The sequence below is a fragment of the Mesorhizobium sp. 01N446 genome, from assembly GCF_056399285.1.
The window spans coordinates 609,289-629,620 of sequence record NZ_JBFTRA010000001.1 but is presented as its reverse complement, the minus strand read 5'-3'; the positions used below and the strand labels follow the sequence as shown (position 1 = coordinate 629,620).

Sequence of the window (20,332 nt, the reverse complement as noted above, 5' to 3'; positions counted from 1 at the left end):
CGGCCCGTCCAAGCTCATCCGTGAAGCGTCCTCTCTGCCCCATCATAGCGAGCCAGCGCAAGAACGCCATTAAAAATGAGGCAGACATTCCATTTCGAAAGAAAATGGACTAATTCATCCATGCAATGCGTCAGGCAGCGGAGAAAACGGAAAATGGTCGGCGTCGGTCTTATCGGCACGGGTTTCATGGGCAAATGCCACGCCATCGCATGGAGCGCCGTCGGCGCCGTCTTTCCCGATGTCGCCAAGCCCCGGCTCGTCCATCTCGGCGAGGTCAATGAGGAGCTTGCCCGGCGCAAGGCCGGCGAATTCGGCTTCGCCAAGGCCTCCGGCGACTGGCGCGCCGTCGTCAACGACCCGGATGTAGACATCGTCTCCTTGACCACGCCCAACCAGTTCCATCCCGAGATGGCCATAGCCATCCTGGAGGCCGGCAAGCATCTGTGGTGCGAAAAGCCGATGGCGCCGAGCTTCGCCGAAGCCGAGGCGATGGCGCAAGCGGCCAGGAAGTCCGGCAAGGTCGCGGCGCTGGGCTACAACTACATCCAGAGCCCGGCCATCCGTCACATCGGCGCGCTGCTCGACGAGAAGATCATCGGCGAGGTCAACCATCTGCGCATCGAGATGGATGAGGACTTCATGGCCGATCCCGAGGCGCTGTTCTTCTGGAAGCACGAGGCGGCTTCCGGCTACGGCGCGCTCGACGATTTCGCCGTGCATCCGCTGTCGCTGGTCTCGATCCTGTTCGGCCGCGTCGCCAGCGTCATCTGCGACATGGCCAAGCCCTATGCCGACCGCAAACTGGCGACGGGCGGACGCCGCGCGGTCGAGACCTATGATATCGCCAGCGTCCTGATGCATCTGGAAAACGGCATTGCCGGCACGCTGCAGGTCAACCGCTCGGCCTGGGGCCGCAAGGGCCGCATCGCCATCCAGATATTCGGCTCGAAAGGCTCGATCCTGTTCGACCAGGAGCGCATGAACGAATTGCAGCTCTATCTCACAGCCGATCGCCCGACCGAACAGGGCTACCGCACCATCCTGATCGCGCCGCACCACAGACCGTACGACGCCTTCCTGCCGGCGCCCGGCCATGGCCTGGGCTTCAATGACCTCAAGATCATCGAGTGCCACGAATTGCTGACGCGCCTTGCCGGCCGGCCGGCGCGGCTCATCGAATTCGCCGAGGGGCTGGAGATCGAGCGCACCGTGCACGCCATGGCGCGCTCCTTCGAGGAAAAGCGCTGGGTGGATGTGCGGTAATACAAGCGCGCCTTAACCGGCGACGGCCGGGGTCTCCCAGCCGTCGACCCAGATCTGGCGCAGCCGGTCACCCTCGCCCTTGAACCACAGGCCGGTCGGCTGACAGTCTTCGATGCGGTCGCTGCGGAAATTGCGGATGGCCTGGCGCAGCTCGCACCAGGCCACCGTGTTCACCGCCTCTGCGTAATAGATCAGCGCGATCGGCCGGATGATGCGTTGCGTGGTCCGGCCCGCTTCGTCGCGATAGGAGAGGTCGAGCTTCTCCTCGTCGCGGATGGCGCGGCGCACCAGCGCCAAATCGATCGTGCCGGCCGACGGTGCGGCAAAACCCCAGGCATGCAGCGCGTTGGCTTCGAATGTCTGACGCAAAGGCTGCGGCACGGCGCCGGCGATCTTGCTGCTGACGCGCTTGGCCGCCTGCTTGAGCTCGTCGTCTCCCGTGCGCTCCAAGAGCGCCAGCGACAGCACGATCGCCTCCATCTCCTCGATCGAAAACATCAGCGGCGGCAGGTCGAAACCGGGGCGCAAGATGTAACCGATGCCGCGCCCGCCCTCGATCGGCACGCGCATCGCCTGAAGCGCCGCGATGTCGCGATAGATCGAACGTATCGTCACTTCCAGCCGCTCGGCGATCATGGCCGCCGTCACCGGCTGCCGCGCCAGCCGCAGGATCTGGATGATCTCGAACAGGCGTGACGCCTTGCGCATTTTCCTCACCCGGCTTCGACCGCAACTGACACACCATTGTCAGTTGGGTCGACCTATAGGACTGCCTATCAAATTGAAAATCAACAGGTTCCGCTACGGCTTGGTGGAACGAGGCGACGGGCAACTGACATGGGCTACGCGGAAAATCTCTGGCTTTTCTTTATCCTGCTGTTCGGCATCATCGCCGTTCCGGGCATGGACATGCTGTTCGTGCTGGCCAATGCGCTGACCGGCGGCCGCGACAGGGGCCTGGCCGCGACCGGCGGCATCATGGTCGGCGGCATGGTGCACACGCTGAACGGAGCGATCGGCGTCGGCCTGCTCATGCATTTCGTGCCGATCCTGTTCACGCCGCTGCTGATCGCCGGCGCCGCTTACATGGCCTTCATCGGCATCACGCTGATGCGCAGCTCCATCACCGTCGGCCAGGACGGGCCTGTCGGCAGCCGCTCGGCATGGAAGGCGTTTCGCCAGGGGCTGGTGACCTGCCTGATCAATCCGAAGGCCTATCTGTTCGTGCTTGCCGTCTATCCTCAGTTCCTGAGGCCGGACTACGGCCCGATCTGGATGCAGGCGACAATCATGGGCCTGATGACGGTCCTCACCCAGGCCGCGATCTATGGCGGACTCGCGATCACCGCCGGCCGCAGCCGCAATCTTCTGATTGCCAATCCGCGGGCGACCATCCTTGCCGGCCGGGCGGCCGGGCTGCTGCTTTTTGCGGTCTCGGTGTTCACCGCCTGGGAAGGGCTGAAGGCGGCGTGATCCCCGACTGAAACGGGGATCACGCCCCTGCCTTTATCTCCGACCGGATCAGGCGGCGCCCTGCCGGTTTTCCAGCATCGCCCGGCGTTCCGAGCGGCGCCACTCGACGGCGCCGGCAAGGCCGTGCAGCACGGTCTCGGTGGTCGCCCAGTCTATGCAGCCATCGGTGATGCTCTGGCCGTAGACCAGCGGCTTGCCGGGCACGACATCCTGCCGGCCAGCGACGAGATTGCTCTCGATCATCAGGCCGATGATGCGCTCGTCGCCCGCCGCCACCTGGCCCGCCACATCGGCCGCCACCTTGGGCTGGTTCTCCGGTTTCTTGGACGAGTTGGCGTGGCTGACATCGATCATCAGCCGCGGCGCGACGCCGATGCGGGCGAGTTCGACCGAGGCCGCCTCGACGCTTGCCGCGTCATAGTTGGGCTGAACGCCGCCGCGCAGGATGACATGGCAGTCCTCATTGCCGGTGGTCGTGGCGATGCCGCTGCGTCCGCCCTTGGTCACCGCCATGAAATGATGTGGCTGGGCGGCCGACTTCACCGCCTCGCCGGCGATCCTGAGATTGCCGTCGGTGCCGTTCTTGAAGCCGACCGGGCAGGACAGGCCCGAGGCCAGCTCGCGGTGGATCTGGCTCTCGGTCGTGCGCGCGCCGATCGCGCCCCAGGCGACGAGGTCGGCAATGTATTGCGGCGTGGTCATGTCGAGGAATTCGGTCGCCGCCGGCAGGCCGAGATTGTTGACGGCCGACAGCACGTTGCGCGCCATCCTGAGCCCCTTGTCGATGTTGAAGCTGCCGTCGAGGTCGGGATCGTTGATCAGGCCTTTCCAGCCGACCGTCGTGCGCGGCTTCTCGAAATACACCCGCATCACGATCTCGAGCCGGTCGGACAGGGTCTCGCGCAGCGCCGCCAGACGGCTGGCATAGTCAACGGCCGCGACCGGGTCGTGGATCGAACAGGGGCCGACGACGACAAGCAACCGGTCGTCGGTGCCGTTCAAAATGGCGTGGATCGCATTGCGTGATGCGCTCACGGTGCGCGTCGCCGTCAGCGTGCGCGGGATCTCCCGCATCACCTGGTCCGGCGTGCTCAGTTCTCGGATTTCCTTGACCCGAAGGTCGTCTGTGGTGGTCAACACGGCTTTCTGCTCCTGGTTTAGGAGACCTGCCGGCTGAAACAAAAAAGCCGCCAGGTCTGGCGGCTGTTCGGATCTTGTTGCTGCAATCTTCAGATCGAGCGCAATCCTCCCGCCGCCAGCGAGCTGCTAAAGTACCAATAGGTGGCGGACAGGTGGATCATGCGGCTCATATAGTCGAAGTGGAGGCGTTTGTCACGTCCCCTTGGCGACAGGCAATTTCTGGGTAGGCCGAACCCTCGCGATTTCGTCATCCTATGGCGAAGCAAGGAGCGTAGCGACGCGGCGCAGACCATAGGATCCATTCCGTGACGCCGGCCGAAGAGCGCAGCGGAGCAGAATTCTGCGCCGCAGCGGCGCTCGGAAGTCCCGGCATGGATCCTCGGGTCTGCGCGGCGTCGCTACGCTCCTTGCTCCGCCCGTGGATGACGAAGTGTGGGCGTTTCCGCTAAGCTACGTCGATGATGTCCGTACAAGGGTCTGGCACAAGTCGACCAGCGATCCGGGTCGTCATGCCCGATTACGGCATGCTGCACCGAGCGGTTCATGCCGTCCAGGGATCGAAGAGTTCTATCCCAAAGCCTTCGAAATCCCTGGTATTGCGTGTTGCCAAGGTGAGCTGCTGCGCGATCGCCGTGGCCGCGATCAGCCCGTCCATCGACGACAGGCCGCGACCGCTGCGCTTCGCAAGGCCCATCAGATCGCCCCAGGCCAAGGCAACCGGTTCGTCCACCGGCAAAACCCTCTGATCGAAGCGCTGTGGCAGGTCCCGAGCGAGCCATTCGGCGAGTGCCTCGCGCTTCCGACCTTCGTCCATGAGCGCGACGCCGCGCCGGATTTCGGCGATCGACACGACACTGATGAATGAGCGGTCCTCGTCAAGTCCCTCCAGCCAGTCCAGAACGCGTGCGTCCGGCGCAGGCCTGGTCACCTCGGACAGGACATTGGTATCGAGCAGTAGTCTCACAGGGGCAAGTCACGCGGTTCGTCGCGCTGACGCTCCAGGTCGAGGTCGGCGCCGCGCAGCGGCGACTCCAGCAGGAACTGCGCAAGCGTACCCTTGCGCATGGTCTTTCGCTGCCATTCCTCGGCCGAGACCACAACCACGCTTGGTTTGCCGTTTTTAGTGATTGTCTGCGGCGAAGACTGTGCGCGCTCGATAACTTCCGAGAGCCGTGCCTTTGCCCCAGCAACCGTCCAATCGGTATCCACTTTAGGTGCGGCCATCATCTCGCCCCATGACCAGTCTGACTATCTTGACTATATGGGAATGGCGATGCTGCCGCAACAGGGCTATGCAGAACTGTTTCCGAGGCTGCCGATTGAGACTATTCCGGTGACGACCCCGCAACACTCTGGTCGTAGTCGACCAGCGATCCGGTCATGACGCCCGATTGCGGGCTGACCATGTAGCTGATCAGCCGCGCGAGCTGGTCCGGCTTGACCAGCTGGCCCATCGGCTGCGCGGCCTCGGCTTTTGCAAGCCAGTCGTCCGGGGCGTCGTGCCATTTCTTCTGCACGATGTCCTCGCCCTCGGTGTCCATCCATCCCGGCAGCACGGCGTTGCAGCGGATGCGGTTGAAGCGATACGCATTGGCGACGTTCTTGGTCAGCGTCATCAGCGCGCCCTTGCTGGTCGAATAGGGCGTCAGGAAAGATTGGCCGGCATGGGCCGACATCGACAGCACGTTGACGATCGAGCCGGGGGCCTTCTTCTCCAGAAGATGCGCCACCACGCCCTGCATCAGGAAAAACGGGCCGCGCACATTGGTGTCGAAGATGGTGTCGAACAGCTCTTCCGACGTCTCGACCAGTGAACCGCGTGCCGAGGTGGCGGCGGCGTTGACCAGCGCATTGATGCTGCCGAAATGCGAGAGCGCGGTGGCGACGGCGCGCTTGCAGTCGGGCACCTTCGAGACGTCGGCGCTGATGAAGATGGCGTCGACGCCGGCCCTCTTGAAGTGGGCGACCGCCTTGTCGCCCTTCTCCTGTGAGCGGCCGATGAGCGCCAGCGCCCTGCAACCCTCGTCGGCCAGCGCCTCGGCGACGGCAAAGCCGATGCCTTGCGCGCCACCGGTGACGATGGCGCGCGTTTTCGAATTGCGATCGGCGGATGTGCTCATCGCCCTGCTCCTGTCGTTGGGACCCGAATTCCGGTTCTTACTTGTCGAGACGGACGGTCTTGCCGGTCGTTGCCGACTTCAGCGCCGCATCCGCCAGCTTCAGCGCCACAAGGCCGTCTTCACCGCTCGGCGCCGCCTTTTTGCCGGATGTCGCGGCGGCGATGAACGAGGCGATCTCGATGGCATAGGCGTCGAGATAGCGGGTCATGAAGAAGTCGTGCAGCGGCGGGCGCGTATAGCCCTTCTCATTGGCCAGTTCGATCGACACCGGCCGCTGGTTCTCGGCCGCGATCATGCCTTTCGAGCCATGCACTTCGATGCGCTGGTCGTAACCATAGGTGGCGCGCCGCGAATTGGAGATAACGGCCTGCTTGCCGGAAGCCGTCTCGAGGATGACGCTGACGCTATCGAAATCGCCGGCCTCGCCAATCTTCTTGTCGACCAGCACCGAAGCGTGCGCGGAGACCGCCACCGGCTCCTCGCCGAGCAGGAAGCGAGCCATGTCGAAATCATGGATGGTCATGTCGCGGAAAATGCCGCCCGAGCGCTTGATGTAGTCGATCGGCGGCGCGCCGGGATCGCGCGAGGTGATGGTGACCATCTCGACCGTGCCGATGGCGCCGTCGTCGATCGCCTTGCGCACGGCGGCGAAGTGGGGATCGAAACGCCTGTTGAAACCGACCATCAGCGTCGCCTTGGCCTTCTCGACCACGGCCAGGCACTTCTCCACCCGCTTGACGTTCAGATCGATTGGCTTCTCGCAGAAGATCGCCTTGCCGGCCTTGGCGAAACGCTCGATCAGATCGGCATGGGTATCGGTCGGCGTGCAGATGACGACGGCGTCGAGATCTCCGGCCTTTTCGATGGCGTCGATGGTGCGCACTTCGGCGCCATAGGCGCCCGCCAGCTCTTTTGCCGCCTTCTCGAAGGCATCGGCCACCGCCACCAGTTTTGCATCGGGGTTGGAGCCGACGGCGCGGGCGTGGACCTTGCCGATGCGGCCGGCACCGAGGAGGGCGAAACGAACAGTCATGGATATTTCCTCTGAGGGATGGGTTCGAGAGATTTGTGTCCGCACCTTCCTGTCAGGGAAAGGTGGCTGGGATATTTTCTGGGCGCGGCAGATCGTCCCGGAATGGACGACCACCCCGCCTCAAGCGGCCAGTTCCGCCTCTCCGGTCTTGGCGCCGGTGATGTAGGAGACGATGTCCTGGCCGTCGGTGTTCTCCTTGCGCAGATTGGCGACGATGCGGCCGCGCCGGAACACCACGATGCGGTCGCACAGGTCGAACACCTGACGCATATTGTGGCTGATCAGGATCAGCGGCTCGCCATTGTCCTTCAGCGTGCGGATGATGTTTTCGACCTGCGCCGTCTCCTGCACGCCGAGCGCAGCGGTCGGCTCGTCCATGATGATCAGCTTGGAGGCGAAGGTCGCCGTCCTGGCGATCGCCACGCACTGGCGCTGGCCGCCCGACATGTGGCGGATGGTGTTGGAGAGATTGGGGATTTTCACCGCCGTGCGCACCAGCGCGGCCTCGGTCGCCTTGCGCATGTATTTGCGGTCGAGGATCGAGAAGGGTCCCAGATTGAACAGCACCTTTTCGCGGCCGAGGAACAGGTTCGACGGCACGTCGAGATCGTCGGCCAGCGCCAGGTTCTGAAACACCGTCTCGATGCCCGCGGTGCGGGCCTCGATCGGCCCGGCAAAATTCACTTCCTTGCCGTCGAACCAGATCTGGCCGCTGGTGCGCTGTTCGACAGCGGTGATCTGGCGCACGAAGGTCGACTTGCCGGCGCCATTGTCGCCCATGATGGCGACGTGCTCACCCTTGCGCAGTTCGAAATTGGCGCCCTCCAGCGCATGCACGCCGCCATAGCGCTTGGTCAGGTTTTCGGTCTTCAGGACGATGTCTGACATGGTCAAGCCCTCAATGCCCGCAGGCGTTGACGCCACTGGTCGAGAACGACCGCGCCGACGATGATCACGCCCTTGACCATCTCCTGGTAGTAGGCGTCGAGGCGCAGGAAAGTGAAGCCGGAGATGATGACGCCGAAGATCAGCGAACCGATCACCGTGCCGATGATCGAACCGCGGCCGCCCGACAGCGAAACGCCGCCGATGACCGCCATGGCGATGGCGTCGAGTTCATACATCACCCCCATGCCGGCCTGGGCGGTGAGGTTCTTGGAGGACAGCACCACGGCGGCGAGCGAGGCGAGAATGCCGGCGATGACATAGACCAGGATCTTGTGGTTGGCGATCTTGATGCCGGACATGCGCGCGGCGTCCTCATTGGAGCCGATCGCGTAACAATGCTTACCGTAACGTGTGTAGGTCATGATGAGCTGGAACAGCACCGCCAACGACAGGAAGATGATGACGGGCATCAGGCCCTTGCCGATCGCGGCGAAACTGTCGGTCGGGAACGAGATCGGCTGGCCCTTCGACCACCATTTGGCGATGCCGCGCGCCGTCACCATCATGCCGAGCGTGGCGATGAAGGGCGGGATGCGCGTGTAGGCGATCAGGGAGCCATTGACCAGGCCGGCGAGCAGCCCGCAGCCGATCGCCACCAGCAGCGGCACGATGACGGGCAGGTCGGTCCAGCCTTGCGCCAGGAACATCGCCTTCGGGTTCGGGTTGCCGTTGACGGTCGCCACCTGGGCGAAACTCATTGCGACCATCGCGGTCGCGCCGACGATCGAACCGGAAGACAGGTCGATGCCGCCGCAAATGATCACCTGCGTCACGCCGATGGCGATGATGCCGACGATCGACACCTGCAGGATGATGATCTGCAGGCGGGCCTCGTTGAAGATCCCCGAGACGTCGCTGCGGGTGTTGAACAGGAAACTGTCGCCGAGAAAGATGCGGCCGATCGCTTCGAAGATGACGACGAGAATGACGAGTGCCAGGAAGACGTTGAATTCGGCCGGCCATGCGCGCTTCTTCGCATCGTAAGTCAGCCCTCCGACGCCATGAGATGTCTGTGCCAATCTTCTATCCTCCGTCAGCCGCGGTCGTCCCTCGATCGCCTTCAGGCGCCGAGGGAAAGGGGAGCGGCGCCGCCTTTTGCGCGACAGCGCCGCTCCCTATGTCCGTGGCTCAGTTCTTCTTCAGGAACTTGTCGATGTTTGCCGGCGTGACCAGCTGGAACGGCACGTAGACCTTGTGCTCGACCTTCTCGCCCTTGGACAGTTTCAGCGCTGCGTCCAGCGCGCCCGCGCCCTGGCCGGCCGCGTCCTGGAACACGGTTGCGTCGAGGTCGCCGGCCTGCATGGCGGCAAGCGCGTCCTGCGTGGCGTCGACGCCGCCGACGACAACCGACTTCATGTCGATATTGGCGGCCTTCATCGCCTGGATGGCGCCGATGGCGCTTTCGTCGTTGTTGGCGATGACGCCGTCGAACTTCTTGCCGGTCGACAGCCAGTTGGTCATCAGGTTCTGCGCCTCGTCGCGGTTCCAGTTCGAGGTCTGCTTGTCGATGATCTTGATGAAGCTGCAGTCCGGCGTGGCGATCACCTCTTCAATGTCCTTGGTGCGCTGCACGGCGGCCTGGTTGGAAAGCTCGCCCATGATCACATAGACATTGGCTTCCTTCTTGCCGGCTTCCTTGAACAGGCGGCAGACTTCCTTGGTCTCGAGCGTGCCGGAATCGGCCTCGTTCGAGGCGACGAAGGCCTGGTTGTCGGGTAGCGAGTTCACATTGACCGGCTCGCGGTTGACATAGACCAGCGGAATCTTGGCGGCGGCCGCGGCGTCCGACATGGCCTGCGTGGCCGAGGTGTCGACCGGGTTGACGATGATGGCGTCGACGCCCGAGGCGGCGAAGTTCTTGATCTGGTCGAGTTGCTTGGCGACGTCGTTCTGTGCGTCTTCGACCTGCAGCTCGACGCCGCTCATGCCCTTGGCCTGCTCGATCATGCCGTTGCGCAGCACGGTAAGGAAGTTGTCGTCGAACTTGGCCATCGACACGCCGATCTTGGCGGCGAAAGCCGATGAACTCATCAGCGCCGCGAAGGCGACGCCCAAAAGCAGTTTCTTCATTGTATCGCTCCTCCACTTTTGGTGTCCGGTTGCACCGATTTATCCGGAATCCCCGATCTCCCCGGGGAATCTCTCCCTGATATCGCTTCGCTCCGTGTGGCATTCCCTTTTTGGGTTGGAATGCCGAACCCTCTGTTTGAAACAGATGTTCCGGAACGAAAGAACCAAAATGTACAGTTGGTGAAATATTTATTCCATTTCAGCGGAACGTCAAGGGCGATTCCGCGGCCTGCCGCCGGATTTTCGGACCGCTCTGATGGATTCTATCATTCCCGGCGGCTGCTCTCGTCCGGGAGCGTTAGATATTCTCCGGCAGGTAGATGTCGAAGGGCAGGAAGGTCTGGCCAGGCGCGTTGGCCGCGCCGGCTTCGATGGCATGCACCATCCGATCGACCAGTTCGCGGCAGAGCGCGGCCAGCGGCGTCGATATCACCATGGTGAGGATGTTGTCGGCGAGTGCCGCGCGCGACTCGGCGTTGATCTCGTTGCAGACGACCACGGGCATATTTACGGGCTTTGCCGCCCGCAGCGCCGAGACCGCGCCTTCCATGCCGCCGCCCGCGACGTAGCAGCCGGCAAGGTCCGGATAGCGCGCCAGAAGATCGATCATCGCGTCATGGGTCACCTGGTTTGCCTCCAGATTGACCAGCGTTTCCAGCACGCTGAAGTCGGGTGCGTGCTCGCGAAAGAAGGAGCGGAAGCCGATCTCGCGCAGCTCGTGGCCATGGAAGCGGTGGCTGCCGACGAAGAGGGCGACCTTGCCGGGCTGCCGCGCCGCCGTCGCGATCATCCAGGCCGCGGTACGGCCGACCTTGCGGTTGTCGAGACCGACATAGCCCTCGCGGATACCGGCGGCGAAGTCGGACAACAGCGAGAAGACCGGTTGCCCCTTCGCCTTCAGCGCCTCGACCGTCGCCGTCAGGGTCGGATGGTCCGGGCCGACAACGGCGATGGCCCGCGATTTCGCCGCCAGCCTGCGCATCTGGGCGGCGATCTCGTCGGGGACAAGCGAACTGGCGAAATCGATGGTTGCGGCGCCACGAAACCGCTGCGATTGCGAGACCGCCAGTTCGAGCTCCGCTGCGAAATCGCCGTAGAAGACATCGTTGCCTCGCAAAAGCAGGAAGCCGAGCCGGTACTCCGGCAGTTCATGGCGCATCCGCTGCTTGATCAGGCCGGCCGCGTGATAGCCGATCTCGGTCGCGGTCTCATAGACGCGCCGCGCGGTGTCCTCACGCACCGGCAGGCGATTGTTGAGCACGCGGTCCACCGTCGCAACGCTGACGCCGGAGATGCGCGCCAGATCGGATATGGTCGGTCGTTTCGCCATGATCGCCCTCGTTCGATTGTTGAACACAGGATACATCATTATGATAGGAAATGATAGAAACTATCTTTGTGATGTTGAGTCTATCATGAGCAAGCGGTACTTTCAGGCTGGGGTAACCGGCAGTCGCCTGGGCGAGTGCCTTGCCGAGGAGGCAATCATGACCGCTGCGCCGTCCCGGCGTGACTACAGCCTGATCGGCCGCGACGCCAAACTCGCCGTGGAAAACGGCCTGTCGGCGGCCGAGTGGTATCACACCGACATTCCCCGCAAGCAGATGAAGGAGCTGATGCAGCGCTCCGATGGGCCGGCGATCCGCGACACCGCGATTTGGCTCGCCGCCTTGGTTGTCAGCGGCGCCGGCGGCGCCTGGTTCTGGGGCAGCTGGTGGTGCCTGCCGTTCTTCTTCGTCTACGGCGTCCTCTACGGTTCATCGACGGATTCACGCTGGCACGAATGCGGCCACGGCACGGCCTTCCGGACGCAATGGATGAATGATGCGGTATATCAGATCGCCTGCTTCATGATCATGCGCAATCCGGTGACCTGGCGCTGGAGCCACACGCGACATCACACCGACACCATCATCGTCGGCCGCGACCCGGAAATCTCGGTCATGCGGCCGCCGGATCTGGTGCGCGCGCTGCTTGGCTTTGTCGGCATACTCGATGCCTGGCACGCGATGTCGGACATGCTGCGCAACGCCGCCGGCAACATCAGCGCGGCTGAAAAGACCTTCATTCCCGAGCAGGAGCAGGGCAAGGCGATCCGCATCGCCCGCATCTGGACCGCGATCTATGCCGTAACCGTCGCACTGGCGCTGTATTCCGGCTCGTTCCTGCCCTTGATGCTGGTCGGCCTGCCTAGGCTCTACGGCGCCTGGCATCACGTCATGGTCGGCCTGCTGCAGCATGGCGGCTTGGCCGACAATGTCATCGACCATCGGCTGAACAGTCGCACCGTCTACATGAACCCGGTCAGCCGCTTCATCTACTGGAACATGAATTACCACGTCGAGCATCACATGTTCCCGATGGTGCCCTACCATGCGCTGCCCAGGCTGCATGCGCTGATCAAGCATGATCTGCCGGCGCCGACGCCGTCGATCCTGGCCGGCTATCGCGAGATGATCCCGGTCTTCCTGCGCCAGCTGCGAAACGAGGACTATTTCCTCAAGCGCGAACTGCCGCCGACCGCCCGGCCGTACCGCGAAGAGTTCCACAACGATGCCGTCGCAGCCGCGGCGGAATGATCGCGGCGAAAACCGCTACGCACTTTTCCTGAAATTGCTTTGGGGAGGACCGAATGAGCGACTGGGTCGAGGCCTGTGCTGCCGACGATATCGATGAAGAGGACGTGATGCGCTTCGATCATGGCGGGCGCACCTTCGCCATCTATCGCAGCCCCGACGACGAATATTTCGCCACCGACGGGCTTTGCACGCATGAGAAAGTGCATCTCGCCGATGGCCTGGTGATGGACGACATCATCGAATGCCCCAAGCACAATGGCCGCTTCAACTACAAGACCGGCGCGGCCAGGGGCGCCCCCGTCTGCGTCAACCTCAGGACATATCCGGTCAAGGTCGACGCCGGCAAAGTCCTCATACGGATCGGATGACGGACATGGCGGGCGGAATGGTCATCATCGGCGCCGGCGAATGCGGCGGGCGGGCAGCGCTCACGCTGCGCGATCTCGGCTATGACGGGCCGGTGACGCTGGTCGGCGACGAGCCGCATCCGCCCTACGAACGGCCGCCGCTGTCCAAGGAGGCGATGGCCAGCGACACGCCGGAAATCAAGGCGATCGCCAGCGACGAAATGCTGGCCGAGAAGTCGATCCGGCATATCCATTCTGTCCAGGCCGTGGCGATCGATCGTGCGGCACATGTGGTGCGCCTGGCGGACGGTTCGGCGCTGCCTTACGACAAGCTCCTGCTGGCGACCGGATCAATCCCGCGCAAGCTGCCGATGCCTGGCCTAGGCGCGCGCTGCGTGTATCTCAGAACCTTTGCCGATGCGCTGGCCATTCGCGCCCATCTCAGCGCCGGCAACCGCATCGCCATCATCGGTGGCGGCTTCATCGGTCTCGAACTCGCGGCTGCTTCCCGCAAGCGCGGCGTCTCTGTCACCGTCATCGAGGCGCAGCCGCGCATCCTGATGCGCGGCGTGCCGGCCGAAATCGCCGAAATCATCCATCAGGCGCACATCGCCGAAGGGGTCGACATCCTCTGTGGCGACAGCATCGCGTCCATCGCCGACGACGGCAAGGAGGTGCGCGTCACGCTCGCCGGTGGGCGCGAAATCACAGCCGATCTCGCCCTCATCGGCATCGGCGCGGTGCCGGTGACCGGGCTCGCGGCTGAAGCCGGCCTGGCGATCGACAATGGCATCGCCGTCGATACCGAGCTACGCAGCAGCGATCCCGATATCTTTGCCGCCGGCGACTGCTGTTCGTTTCCGCTTGCCGTCTATGGCGGCCGCCGCGTGCGGCTGGAGGCCTGGCGCAATGCGCAGGAACAGGGCGCGCTTGCCGCGAAAAACATGCTCGGTGCCGGCGAGGCGCATGCCGCGGTGCCGTGGTTCTGGTCGGATCAGTATGGGCTGACCCTGCAGATCGCGGGGCTTTCGGACGAAGGCAAAAGCACGGTTCGCCGCGATCTCGGTGACGGCGCCTTCATCCTCTTCCATCTGGCTGGGGATGGCACGCTGGTTGCGGCCAGCGGCATCGGCCCCGGCAACGCCGTCGCCCGCGACATCCGGCTGGCCGAAATGCTGATCGGCAAGCGGGCCAGGCCGGCGCCGGAAGCGCTGGGATCGCAGGCCGTCAAGCTGAAGTCGTTGCTGGCGGCGTGAAACGATCTAGAACAGCGCCTTCAGCTCGGGCAGCTTGTCGTTGACCAGCCAGCCGTAATAATTCTCCTCCGGCAGTTTTTCCGGCTCGCCGGCGGCGCTGCGCTTGTCGTTTTCCGCCTTCAGCGCATAGGCACGCTGCTCCGGATTGCCGACATTGTAGAGCGTGGCGGTCAGCCCCGGATTGCCCGAAATGTCGAAGCCGGCAATGCTCTTATAGGCATCGATCGATTTCCTGATCGTCGCCGCGACATAGGGCAGCGTCAGGTCCGGATCCATGATGGTCTTGTAAACCGAATTGGGGTCGTCGACATCAAGCTTCGGCAGGCCCGACACCTTGTGCACGAGATCGCTCATCTGCAGCGCGGTCAAAGGGTTGAGCTGGCCGAGCCCGAAAGTCTGGCCGGCATAGTAGGGCTGGAAGAAGGTGGCGCCGAACCGGTCGTCGGGAAAGCTTGTCCCGCCGACGGTCTTGCCGCGAAACGAGTGGTTCCACACCTGCTCGCGGCATTCCCAAAGGTCGTAGCTGTCCGACATCCCGGCGCATTTCTTGAATTCCGGCCGCTGCACGAAATCGGTGATGTCCTCGCCCTCATAGGCGAAGGACAGCTTGCTGGAGAGGTAGGAGATCGCCTTGACGTAGTAGGTCTGCAGCCGGTCATAGGCGTCGACATTGTAGGTGTGCTCGCCGACAATGGCGCCGACAATATGCATCGGATCGATGCCATAGGCGCTTGCTGCCTTTTTGATCTTGCCGCGCAGATCGGGGTCGTTCTGCAGCAAGGCATAGACCTTGCGGTACTTCGCCTGGAAGGTGGTGTTGGTCGCCTGTGTGCGCCGGCTCGAGGCGCCGGGAATGTCGGGCTGCTCGGCATTGCGGTTTCCCGGCGGCACCAATGTCGCCGCATCGGCGGCGAACAGCGTCACCGCCAGGGTCAAGCCGAGAATGACCGGCCTGAGAAGGATTGGGATGAGTTTTTTCATACGCCCGCCGCCTGCAATCTTGCGGGCAAACTAGGGTAGTGCTCTGGGTCGAGTCGAGAGCGCCCCTTCAGCCGGCAAGACGAAAGGTGGCCAGATGGTACCATCTGGCCACACATGGTTCTGTTCGCCGGAATATTGCCTAAGCCGGCGCCGGAATGACCCGCTACCGTCGTTTAAAGGATGAAACGCGACAAATCTGTGTTTCGCGAGAGGTCGCCGACATGCTTTTCCACATAGGCGGCGTCGATGGTGACCGACGTGCCGTTGCGGTCGGGCGCGTCATACGAAATCTCGTCCAGCACCCGCTCCATCACTGTCTGCAGCCGCCTGGCGCCGATATTCTCGACGCTGGCGTTGAGGTCGACCGCGATGCCGGCGAGCGAATCGATGGCGTCGTCTGTGAAGGTCAGGTCGACACCCTCGGTCTTCATCAGCGCGATATACTGCTTGATCAGGCTCGCTTCCGTCTCGGTCAGGATGCGGACGAAATCGTCCTTCTCCAGCGCGCGCAGTTCGACGCGTATCGGCAGGCGGCCCTGCAATTCCGGCAACAGGTCGGACGGCTTCGACACGTGGAACGCGCCGGACGCGATGAACAGGATGTGATCCGTCTTCAGCGGCCCGTATTTGGTCGCCACGGTGGTGCCTTCGACCAGCGGCAGCAGGTCGCGCTGCACGCCTTCGCGCGAAGGACCGCCGGAAATGTCGGATCTGGCGGCGATCTTGTCGATCTCGTCGAGGAAGACGATGCCGTCATTTTCCGCGGCGTCCAGCGCCCGGCGAACCACCTCGTCCTGGTCGAGCAGCTTGTCGGACTCATCGGCGACCAGCAGATCGTAGGATTCCTTCACCGTCGTCTTGCGCTGCTTGGTCTTCTTGCCGCCCATCGCCTTCGACAGCATGTCGTTGATGTTGAGCACGCCGATATTGGCGCCCGGCATGCCGGGAATCTCGAAGCCGGGCATGCCGCCATTGCCGGTGTCGGCCACCTCGATCTCGATCTCCTTGTCGTCGAGCTCGCCGTCGCGCAGCTTCTTGCGGAAACTGTCACGCGTCGCCGGGCTCGCGGTCTTGCCGACCAGCGCTTCCAGAACGCGTTCCTCGGCATTGACGTGCGCGCGCGCCTTCACATCCTCACGCATCTTTTCGCGCACCAGCCCGATGGCGATCTCGACCAGGTCGCGGATGATCTGTTCGACGTCACGGCCGACATAGCCGACTTCGGTGAATTTGGTGGCTTCGACCTTGACGAAAGGCGCGCCGGCCAGCCGCGCCAGGCGGCGCGAGATCTCGGTCTTGCCGACGCCGGTCGGCCCGATCATCAGGATGTTCTTCGGCATCACCTCTTCGCGCATCTGGCCTTCCAGCTGCTGGCGGCGCCAGCGGTTGCGCAAGGCGATGGCCACGGCGCGCTTGGCGTCCTTCTGGCCAATGATGAAGCGGTCGAGTTCGGAAACGATTTCGCGGGGAGAAAATGTCGTCATAGCTAAATTCCACTTTGCCACTGCTTGATGGCCTCGAACGGATGCAGCAGCATGATCACGTTGAGTGTCAGATTGTCCCGGATGAGATAGCCAGTGCCGAGTTCGAAAAGGATGGCGAGGCTGACGATCACCCATATAGGTAGCCTTCGCGCCATCACAAATCCCAGCACCATGGCCAGTGTGTCGGACACCGAATTGATGATGCTGTCGCCGTAATAATCGAGCGAGATGGTGCCGGCCCGGTAACGCTCGATGATGAACGGGCTGTTCTCCAGCAATTCCCAGCCACCCTCGATGAGGACGGCGAAGGCCAGCCGCAAACCGACCGGCGAACGCGGGAACAGGAACTTCGCCAAGGCATAGAACAGGAAGCCGTGGATGATGTGCGAGAAGGTGTACCAGTCGGTGATGTGCTGGGAGTTCTCCGAACTGTTCACCACGCCATGCCAGAGTTTCACATAGCCACAGGTGCAGATCGGCGTCCGGCCCATGCCATAGAGAGCCCCGGCCTGGAAGATGAGCAGGCCAAGGACGAGCAGAAGACCCATGCGCCAACTGTCTTCATAGGCCGAGTAGCCATCGTCCGCGCCTGTCTTGCTCATCCGGTTATTCCCCCTCATCATCGTCGGCGTCGATCGCCATCAGCACGACGTCGCCATAGACAGATTGCCTGCGGTCTATGGCCCGGAATCCGGCCTTTTCATAGGCGCGGATGGCCCTGAGATTGGCAGGATTGGGGTCGATGATGACGCGGGGCACACCTTCCTCGAACAGATCCTCGACGAACTGGCGCACGATCGCCGAGCCATGGCCGATGCCGACCAGCTCCGGCGGCCCGATCGACACATCGATGCCGAGCGTGCCGAACGGCTGGTCGGCATAGGGATGGTCGTCTTCCAGATGCGGGTCGTAGCTCTGCAGATAGGCGATCGGCTTGCCGTCGAGTTCGACGATCAGCGGCTCGACCGAGATCGAGCCGATATGATCGCGAATCTCGGCGATTTCCGTCTCCGGATCGTTCCACCACTCGGCCAGATGCGGCTCGGCGAGCCAGCCGGCGATCATCGGCAGGTCCTTTTCTGTGACCGGCCGAAAATCATAGAGCGCCACCTTCTCAGGCGGCATCGAGCGTTTCGACGACAAAATTGTTGTTGGTGTAGACGCAGATATCGGAGGCGATCTGCATCGCCTTGCGGGCGATCTCCTCGGCATCCTTGTCGGTGTCCATCAGCGCCCGCGCCGCGGCCAGCGCGTAATTGCCACCCGAACCGATAGCCATGACGCCAAATTCGGGCTCGAGCACGTCGCCGGTGCCGGTCAGCGCCAGCGAGACCGACTTGTCGGCAACCAGCATCATCGCCTCCAGCCGGCGCAGATAGCGGTCGGTGCGCCAGTCCTTGGCGAGCTCGACGCAGGCGCGCGTCAGCTGGTCGGGATATTGTTCGAGCTTGGCCTCCAGCCGCTCCAGCAGCGTGAAGGCGTCGGCGGTGGCGCCGGCGAACCCGGCGATCACATTGCCGCCCTTGCCGATGCGGCGCACCTTGCGGGCATTGCCCTTCATGATGGTCTGGCCAAGGCTGACCTGGCCGTCGCCGGCGATCACCACCTTGTTGCCCTTGCGCACCGTCACGATGGTCGTGGCGTGCATGGTCAGTTCATTTGACATTCCTGGCTCCGATTCGCGCGATCCCAAGGAGGCGATTGGCGCGGTACGAGTAACTTCGATCGGCCATATGTATGCACGGGACCAATGATTGCAAACCGCTCGATAGCGGCCGGGATGGCAACTGGCAATCGCCGGATCATGCTGCTAGAAGGCTTTCGTTTTCAAGCCGGTGAATGCTCGAAGCTCGTCTCTGGAGCTTTGAAACCCTGAGACAAGGACAAGGTCATGGCGCCCCGTTCCGCCGAAGCCAGCCGCAAGACCAAGGAAACCGACATCTCGGTGTCGGTCCATGTCGACGGCTCGGGCAAATCCGATATCGCCACGGGCGTCGGCTTCTTCGACCATATGCTGGACCAGCTGTCGCGCCATTCGCTGATCGACATGACGGTGAGCGCCAAGGGCGACCTGCACATAGACGACCACCACACGGTCGAGGACACCGGCATCGCGCTCGGCCAGGCCTTGACCAAGGCGCTCGGCGAGCGGCGCGGCATCATGCGCTATGCCTCGATCGATCTTGCCATGGACGAGACGCTGACGCGCGCGGCGATCGACGTGTCCGGCCGGCCGTTCCTGGTCTGGAACGTGTCTTTCTCGTCGCCCAAGATCGGCACTTTCGACACMGAACTGGTGCGGGAATTCTTCCAGGCATTGGCGCAGAATGCCGGCATCACACTGCATGTCACCAACCACTATGGCGCCAACAACCACCATATCGCCGAGACCTGCTTCAAGGCGGTGGCGCGCGCGCTGCGCGCCGCGCTCGAGCCCGACCCGCGCCAGCCGGACGCGGTTCCCTCCACCAAGGGATCGTTGAAGGGATAGGCCATGGCCACCTATGTCGTGATGGAACCGCCCGGCCGCCGCGAGAAGGTCGACACGTCCGTCTTTATCCGCGACGGCTTCGCCTGGCTCGGCCTTCTGGTGCCGCCGCTATGGCTGGCCTGGCACCGGCTGTGGATCGAAGCCGGGCTTGCCTTCGTCGTCATGAGCCTGCTTTCGATGGCTGGGGAAAGTCTTGGCCTTGGGCTGGCAAGTTCGCTGCTGTCGCTGCTGGTCTCGTTCTATGTCGGCCTGGAAGGGCAGGGCTTGCGCATCGCGGCCCTGCGTCGGCGCGGCTGGCATGAATGGGGCGTGGTTCAGGCCGGCCGGCTCGACGATGCCGACACCCGCTACGCGCTGGAGGTCGAGGAGCAGGCCGAGGAAGCCGTGCCCGCGCCGCGCATCGTTCCGGATGCCGCCCTGGCGCGCCCGGCGCAGCCGGGCATGGCGCTGGGCCTGACCCACATACCGGGACGGCGCTGACATGCGGGTAGCCATCATCGACTACGGCTCGGGCAATCTGCGCTCGGCCACCAAGGCCTTCGAGCGCGCCGCGCGCGAAGCCGGCATATCGGCTGAAATCGACCTGACGGCCGATGCCGACCGGGTGCGCAGCGCCGACCGCATCGTCCTGCCCGGCGTCGGCGCCTATGCCGACTGTGCGGCCGGCCTGCGCGCCGTCGACGGCATGTGGGAGGCGGTCGAGGACGTGGCTATCGCCAAGGCTCGCCCTTTCCTCGGCATCTGCGTCGGCATGCAGCTGATGTCGCAACGTGGCCTGGAAAAGACCGTCACCCATGGCTTTGGCTGGATATCGGGCGACGTCAAGGAGATCACGCCCACCGATCCCGCATTGAAGATCCCGCAGATCGGCTGGAACACGATCGAGCTTCGGCGCCAGCATCCGCTGTTTGCCGGCATCCCGACCGGTGCAGCGGGGCTGCACGCCTATTTCGTCCATTCCTACCATCTCGATGCGACGAAGCCGGACGAGGTTTTGGCTGAGGCCGACTATGGCGGCCCGGTGACGGCGACCGTCGCCCGCGACAATCTCGTCGGTACGCAGTTCCATCCGGAGAAGAGTCAGGCGCTGGGCCTGGCGCTGATCACCAATTTCCTCCGCTGGAGGCCCTAAAACATGAGCAAGAAG

The 20,332-nt window shown here is 63.4% G+C and carries 23 protein-coding genes; 8 read left to right on the top strand and 15 right to left on the bottom strand.

Going from position 1 to position 20,332, the window contains the following annotated elements; all coding sequences use genetic code 11:
- Positions 1–153 precede the first annotated feature (153 nt).
- Positions 154–1,263 carry a Gfo/Idh/MocA family protein gene (locus AC1DPX_RS02860; RefSeq protein ID WP_477234440.1) on the top strand — a complete coding sequence of 370 codons (1,110 nt, stop codon included), beginning with the start codon at positions 154–156 and terminating at the stop codon, positions 1,261–1,263.
- A gap of 12 nt (positions 1,264–1,275) precedes the next feature.
- Here the strand turns inward: AC1DPX_RS02860 and AC1DPX_RS02855 are convergent, their stop codons facing one another.
- Positions 1,276–1,971 (bottom strand): helix-turn-helix transcriptional regulator, encoded by a 696-nt coding sequence (locus AC1DPX_RS02855; protein ID WP_477234438.1) that lies wholly within the window; start codon positions 1,969–1,971, stop codon positions 1,276–1,278.
- Between the two features lie 129 nt (positions 1,972–2,100).
- Between AC1DPX_RS02855 and AC1DPX_RS02850 the strand changes: the two genes are divergently transcribed.
- Positions 2,101–2,736, top strand: coding sequence for a LysE family translocator (locus AC1DPX_RS02850; protein WP_202356731.1), 636 nt, complete (start codon positions 2,101–2,103; stop codon positions 2,734–2,736).
- A gap of 48 nt (positions 2,737–2,784) precedes the next feature.
- Here the strand turns inward: AC1DPX_RS02850 and AC1DPX_RS02845 are convergent, their stop codons facing one another.
- The 9 genes from AC1DPX_RS02845 to AC1DPX_RS02805 form a co-directional block, all read right to left on the bottom strand.
- A complete protein-coding gene (locus AC1DPX_RS02845) occupies positions 2,785–3,876 on the bottom strand; it encodes a 3-deoxy-7-phosphoheptulonate synthase (protein ID WP_477234436.1) in 1,092 nt (363 codons plus the stop codon).
- Between the two features lie 541 nt (positions 3,877–4,417).
- Positions 4,418–4,840 (bottom strand): PIN domain-containing protein, encoded by a 423-nt coding sequence (locus tag AC1DPX_RS02840; protein WP_477234434.1) that lies wholly within the window; start codon positions 4,838–4,840, stop codon positions 4,418–4,420.
- A complete protein-coding gene (locus tag AC1DPX_RS02835; protein WP_202356728.1) occupies positions 4,837–5,103 on the bottom strand; it encodes a type II toxin-antitoxin system Phd/YefM family antitoxin in 267 nt (88 codons plus the stop codon). Before AC1DPX_RS02835 ends, AC1DPX_RS02840 begins: the two co-directional genes overlap by 4 nt.
- A 98-nt stretch (positions 5,104–5,201) precedes the next feature.
- Positions 5,202–5,996: an SDR family oxidoreductase gene (locus AC1DPX_RS02830; RefSeq protein ID WP_477234432.1), complete on the bottom strand. Its 795-nt coding sequence runs from the start codon at positions 5,994–5,996 to the stop codon at positions 5,202–5,204.
- Between the two features lie 37 nt (positions 5,997–6,033).
- Positions 6,034–7,029 carry an inositol 2-dehydrogenase gene (iolG, locus tag AC1DPX_RS02825; RefSeq protein ID WP_477234430.1) on the bottom strand — a complete coding sequence of 332 codons (996 nt, stop codon included), beginning with the start codon at positions 7,027–7,029 and terminating at the stop codon, positions 6,034–6,036.
- 120 nt (positions 7,030–7,149) lie between these two features.
- Complete coding sequence (locus AC1DPX_RS02820; RefSeq protein ID WP_010912863.1) at positions 7,150–7,917, bottom strand: ATP-binding cassette domain-containing protein; 768 nt, start codon at positions 7,915–7,917, stop codon at positions 7,150–7,152.
- 2 nt (positions 7,918–7,919) lie between these two features.
- On the bottom strand, positions 7,920–8,996 hold the full coding sequence (locus tag AC1DPX_RS02815; RefSeq protein WP_477234428.1) for an ABC transporter permease: 1,077 nt from the start codon (positions 8,994–8,996) through the stop codon (positions 7,920–7,922).
- Between the two features lie 109 nt (positions 8,997–9,105).
- A complete protein-coding gene (locus AC1DPX_RS02810; RefSeq protein WP_202356724.1) occupies positions 9,106–10,047 on the bottom strand; it encodes a sugar ABC transporter substrate-binding protein in 942 nt (313 codons plus the stop codon).
- A gap of 298 nt (positions 10,048–10,345) precedes the next feature.
- Positions 10,346–11,377: a LacI family DNA-binding transcriptional regulator gene (locus AC1DPX_RS02805; RefSeq protein ID WP_477234426.1), complete on the bottom strand. Its 1,032-nt coding sequence runs from the start codon at positions 11,375–11,377 to the stop codon at positions 10,346–10,348.
- 157 nt (positions 11,378–11,534) lie between these two features.
- Between AC1DPX_RS02805 and AC1DPX_RS02800 the strand changes: the two genes are divergently transcribed.
- The 3 genes from AC1DPX_RS02800 to AC1DPX_RS02790 are packed head-to-tail and all read left to right on the top strand — an operon-like array spanning position 11,535 to position 14,229.
- On the top strand, positions 11,535–12,626 hold the full coding sequence (locus tag AC1DPX_RS02800; protein WP_477234424.1) for a fatty acid desaturase family protein: 1,092 nt from the start codon (positions 11,535–11,537) through the stop codon (positions 12,624–12,626).
- Positions 12,627–12,679: 53 nt separating this feature from the next.
- Positions 12,680–12,994: a Rieske (2Fe-2S) protein gene (locus AC1DPX_RS02795; RefSeq protein ID WP_477234422.1), complete on the top strand. Its 315-nt coding sequence runs from the start codon at positions 12,680–12,682 to the stop codon at positions 12,992–12,994.
- Positions 12,991–14,229 (top strand): NAD(P)/FAD-dependent oxidoreductase, encoded by a 1,239-nt coding sequence (locus tag AC1DPX_RS02790; RefSeq protein WP_477234420.1) that lies wholly within the window; start codon positions 12,991–12,993, stop codon positions 14,227–14,229. Before AC1DPX_RS02795 ends, AC1DPX_RS02790 begins: the two co-directional genes overlap by 4 nt.
- Positions 14,230–14,235: 6 nt before the next feature.
- Here the strand turns inward: AC1DPX_RS02790 and AC1DPX_RS02785 are convergent, their stop codons facing one another.
- From AC1DPX_RS02785 to hslV, 5 genes are all read right to left on the bottom strand, one after another.
- Complete coding sequence (locus AC1DPX_RS02785; protein WP_202356719.1) at positions 14,236–15,210, bottom strand: DUF1402 family protein; 975 nt, start codon at positions 15,208–15,210, stop codon at positions 14,236–14,238.
- A 173-nt stretch (positions 15,211–15,383) separates the two neighbouring features.
- On the bottom strand, positions 15,384–16,694 hold the full coding sequence (gene hslU / locus AC1DPX_RS02780; RefSeq protein ID WP_477234418.1) for an ATP-dependent protease ATPase subunit HslU: 1,311 nt from the start codon (positions 16,692–16,694) through the stop codon (positions 15,384–15,386).
- A 2-nt stretch (positions 16,695–16,696) separates the two neighbouring features.
- Positions 16,697–17,296 (bottom strand): DUF2585 domain-containing protein, encoded by a 600-nt coding sequence (locus AC1DPX_RS02775; RefSeq protein ID WP_477234416.1) that lies wholly within the window; start codon positions 17,294–17,296, stop codon positions 16,697–16,699.
- A 4-nt stretch (positions 17,297–17,300) separates the two neighbouring features.
- Entirely contained in the window at positions 17,301–17,819 is a 519-nt protein-coding gene (locus tag AC1DPX_RS02770; protein ID WP_477234414.1) for a GNAT family N-acetyltransferase, read from the bottom strand.
- Complete coding sequence (hslV, locus tag AC1DPX_RS02765; protein ID WP_202356715.1) at positions 17,809–18,360, bottom strand: ATP-dependent protease subunit HslV; 552 nt, start codon at positions 18,358–18,360, stop codon at positions 17,809–17,811. The genes AC1DPX_RS02770 and hslV overlap by 11 nt, the downstream gene beginning before the upstream one ends.
- Positions 18,361–18,585: 225 nt before the next feature.
- Here hslV and hisB point away from each other — a divergent pair, with 225 nt between their 5' ends.
- Genes hisB through hisH form a run of 3 tightly spaced genes read left to right on the top strand, consistent with a single transcriptional unit; the run spans position 18,586 to position 20,317 of the window.
- Positions 18,586–19,185: an imidazoleglycerol-phosphate dehydratase HisB gene (gene hisB / locus AC1DPX_RS02760; protein ID WP_202356714.1), complete on the top strand. Its 600-nt coding sequence runs from the start codon at positions 18,586–18,588 to the stop codon at positions 19,183–19,185.
- A 3-nt stretch (positions 19,186–19,188) separates the two neighbouring features.
- A complete protein-coding gene (locus AC1DPX_RS02755) occupies positions 19,189–19,665 on the top strand; it encodes a DUF2628 domain-containing protein (protein ID WP_477234412.1) in 477 nt (158 codons plus the stop codon).
- Position 19,666: 1 nt separating this feature from the next.
- On the top strand, positions 19,667–20,317 hold the full coding sequence (hisH, locus tag AC1DPX_RS02750) for an imidazole glycerol phosphate synthase subunit HisH (protein WP_477234410.1): 651 nt from the start codon (positions 19,667–19,669) through the stop codon (positions 20,315–20,317).
- Positions 20,318–20,332: the final 15 nt, after the last annotated feature.

Excerpts from the sequence above, each read along its gene's own strand:
- AC1DPX_RS02860 (WP_477234440.1), top strand. The coding sequence starts at position 154 with ATGGTCGGCGTCGGTCTTATCGGCACGGGTTTCATGGGCAAATGCCAC.
- AC1DPX_RS02855 (WP_477234438.1), bottom strand. The coding sequence starts at position 1,971 with ATGCGCAAGGCGTCACGCCTGTTCGAGATCATCCAGATCCTGCGGCTG.
- AC1DPX_RS02850 (WP_202356731.1), top strand. The coding sequence starts at position 2,101 with ATGGGCTACGCGGAAAATCTCTGGCTTTTCTTTATCCTGCTGTTCGGC.
- AC1DPX_RS02835 (WP_202356728.1), bottom strand. The coding sequence starts at position 5,103 with ATGATGGCCGCACCTAAAGTGGATACCGATTGGACGGTTGCTGGGGCA.
- AC1DPX_RS02830 (WP_477234432.1), bottom strand. The coding sequence starts at position 5,996 with ATGAGCACATCCGCCGATCGCAATTCGAAAACGCGCGCCATCGTCACC.
- iolG (WP_477234430.1), bottom strand. The coding sequence starts at position 7,029 with ATGACTGTTCGTTTCGCCCTCCTCGGTGCCGGCCGCATCGGCAAGGTC.
- AC1DPX_RS02820 (WP_010912863.1), bottom strand. The coding sequence starts at position 7,917 with ATGTCAGACATCGTCCTGAAGACCGAAAACCTGACCAAGCGCTATGGC.
- AC1DPX_RS02810 (WP_202356724.1), bottom strand. The coding sequence starts at position 10,047 with ATGAAGAAACTGCTTTTGGGCGTCGCCTTCGCGGCGCTGATGAGTTCA.
- AC1DPX_RS02805 (WP_477234426.1), bottom strand. The coding sequence starts at position 11,377 with ATGGCGAAACGACCGACCATATCCGATCTGGCGCGCATCTCCGGCGTC.
- AC1DPX_RS02800 (WP_477234424.1), top strand. The coding sequence starts at position 11,535 with ATGACCGCTGCGCCGTCCCGGCGTGACTACAGCCTGATCGGCCGCGAC.
- AC1DPX_RS02795 (WP_477234422.1), top strand. The coding sequence starts at position 12,680 with ATGAGCGACTGGGTCGAGGCCTGTGCTGCCGACGATATCGATGAAGAG.
- AC1DPX_RS02790 (WP_477234420.1), top strand. The coding sequence starts at position 12,991 with ATGACGGACATGGCGGGCGGAATGGTCATCATCGGCGCCGGCGAATGC.
- AC1DPX_RS02785 (WP_202356719.1), bottom strand. The coding sequence starts at position 15,210 with ATGAAAAAACTCATCCCAATCCTTCTCAGGCCGGTCATTCTCGGCTTG.
- hslU (WP_477234418.1), bottom strand. The coding sequence starts at position 16,694 with ATGACGACATTTTCTCCCCGCGAAATCGTTTCCGAACTCGACCGCTTC.
- AC1DPX_RS02775 (WP_477234416.1), bottom strand. The coding sequence starts at position 17,296 with ATGAGCAAGACAGGCGCGGACGATGGCTACTCGGCCTATGAAGACAGT.
- AC1DPX_RS02770 (WP_477234414.1), bottom strand. The coding sequence starts at position 17,819 with ATGCCGCCTGAGAAGGTGGCGCTCTATGATTTTCGGCCGGTCACAGAA.
- hslV (WP_202356715.1), bottom strand. The coding sequence starts at position 18,360 with ATGTCAAATGAACTGACCATGCACGCCACGACCATCGTGACGGTGCGC.
- AC1DPX_RS02755 (WP_477234412.1), top strand. The coding sequence starts at position 19,189 with ATGGCCACCTATGTCGTGATGGAACCGCCCGGCCGCCGCGAGAAGGTC.
- hisH (WP_477234410.1), top strand. The coding sequence starts at position 19,667 with ATGCGGGTAGCCATCATCGACTACGGCTCGGGCAATCTGCGCTCGGCC.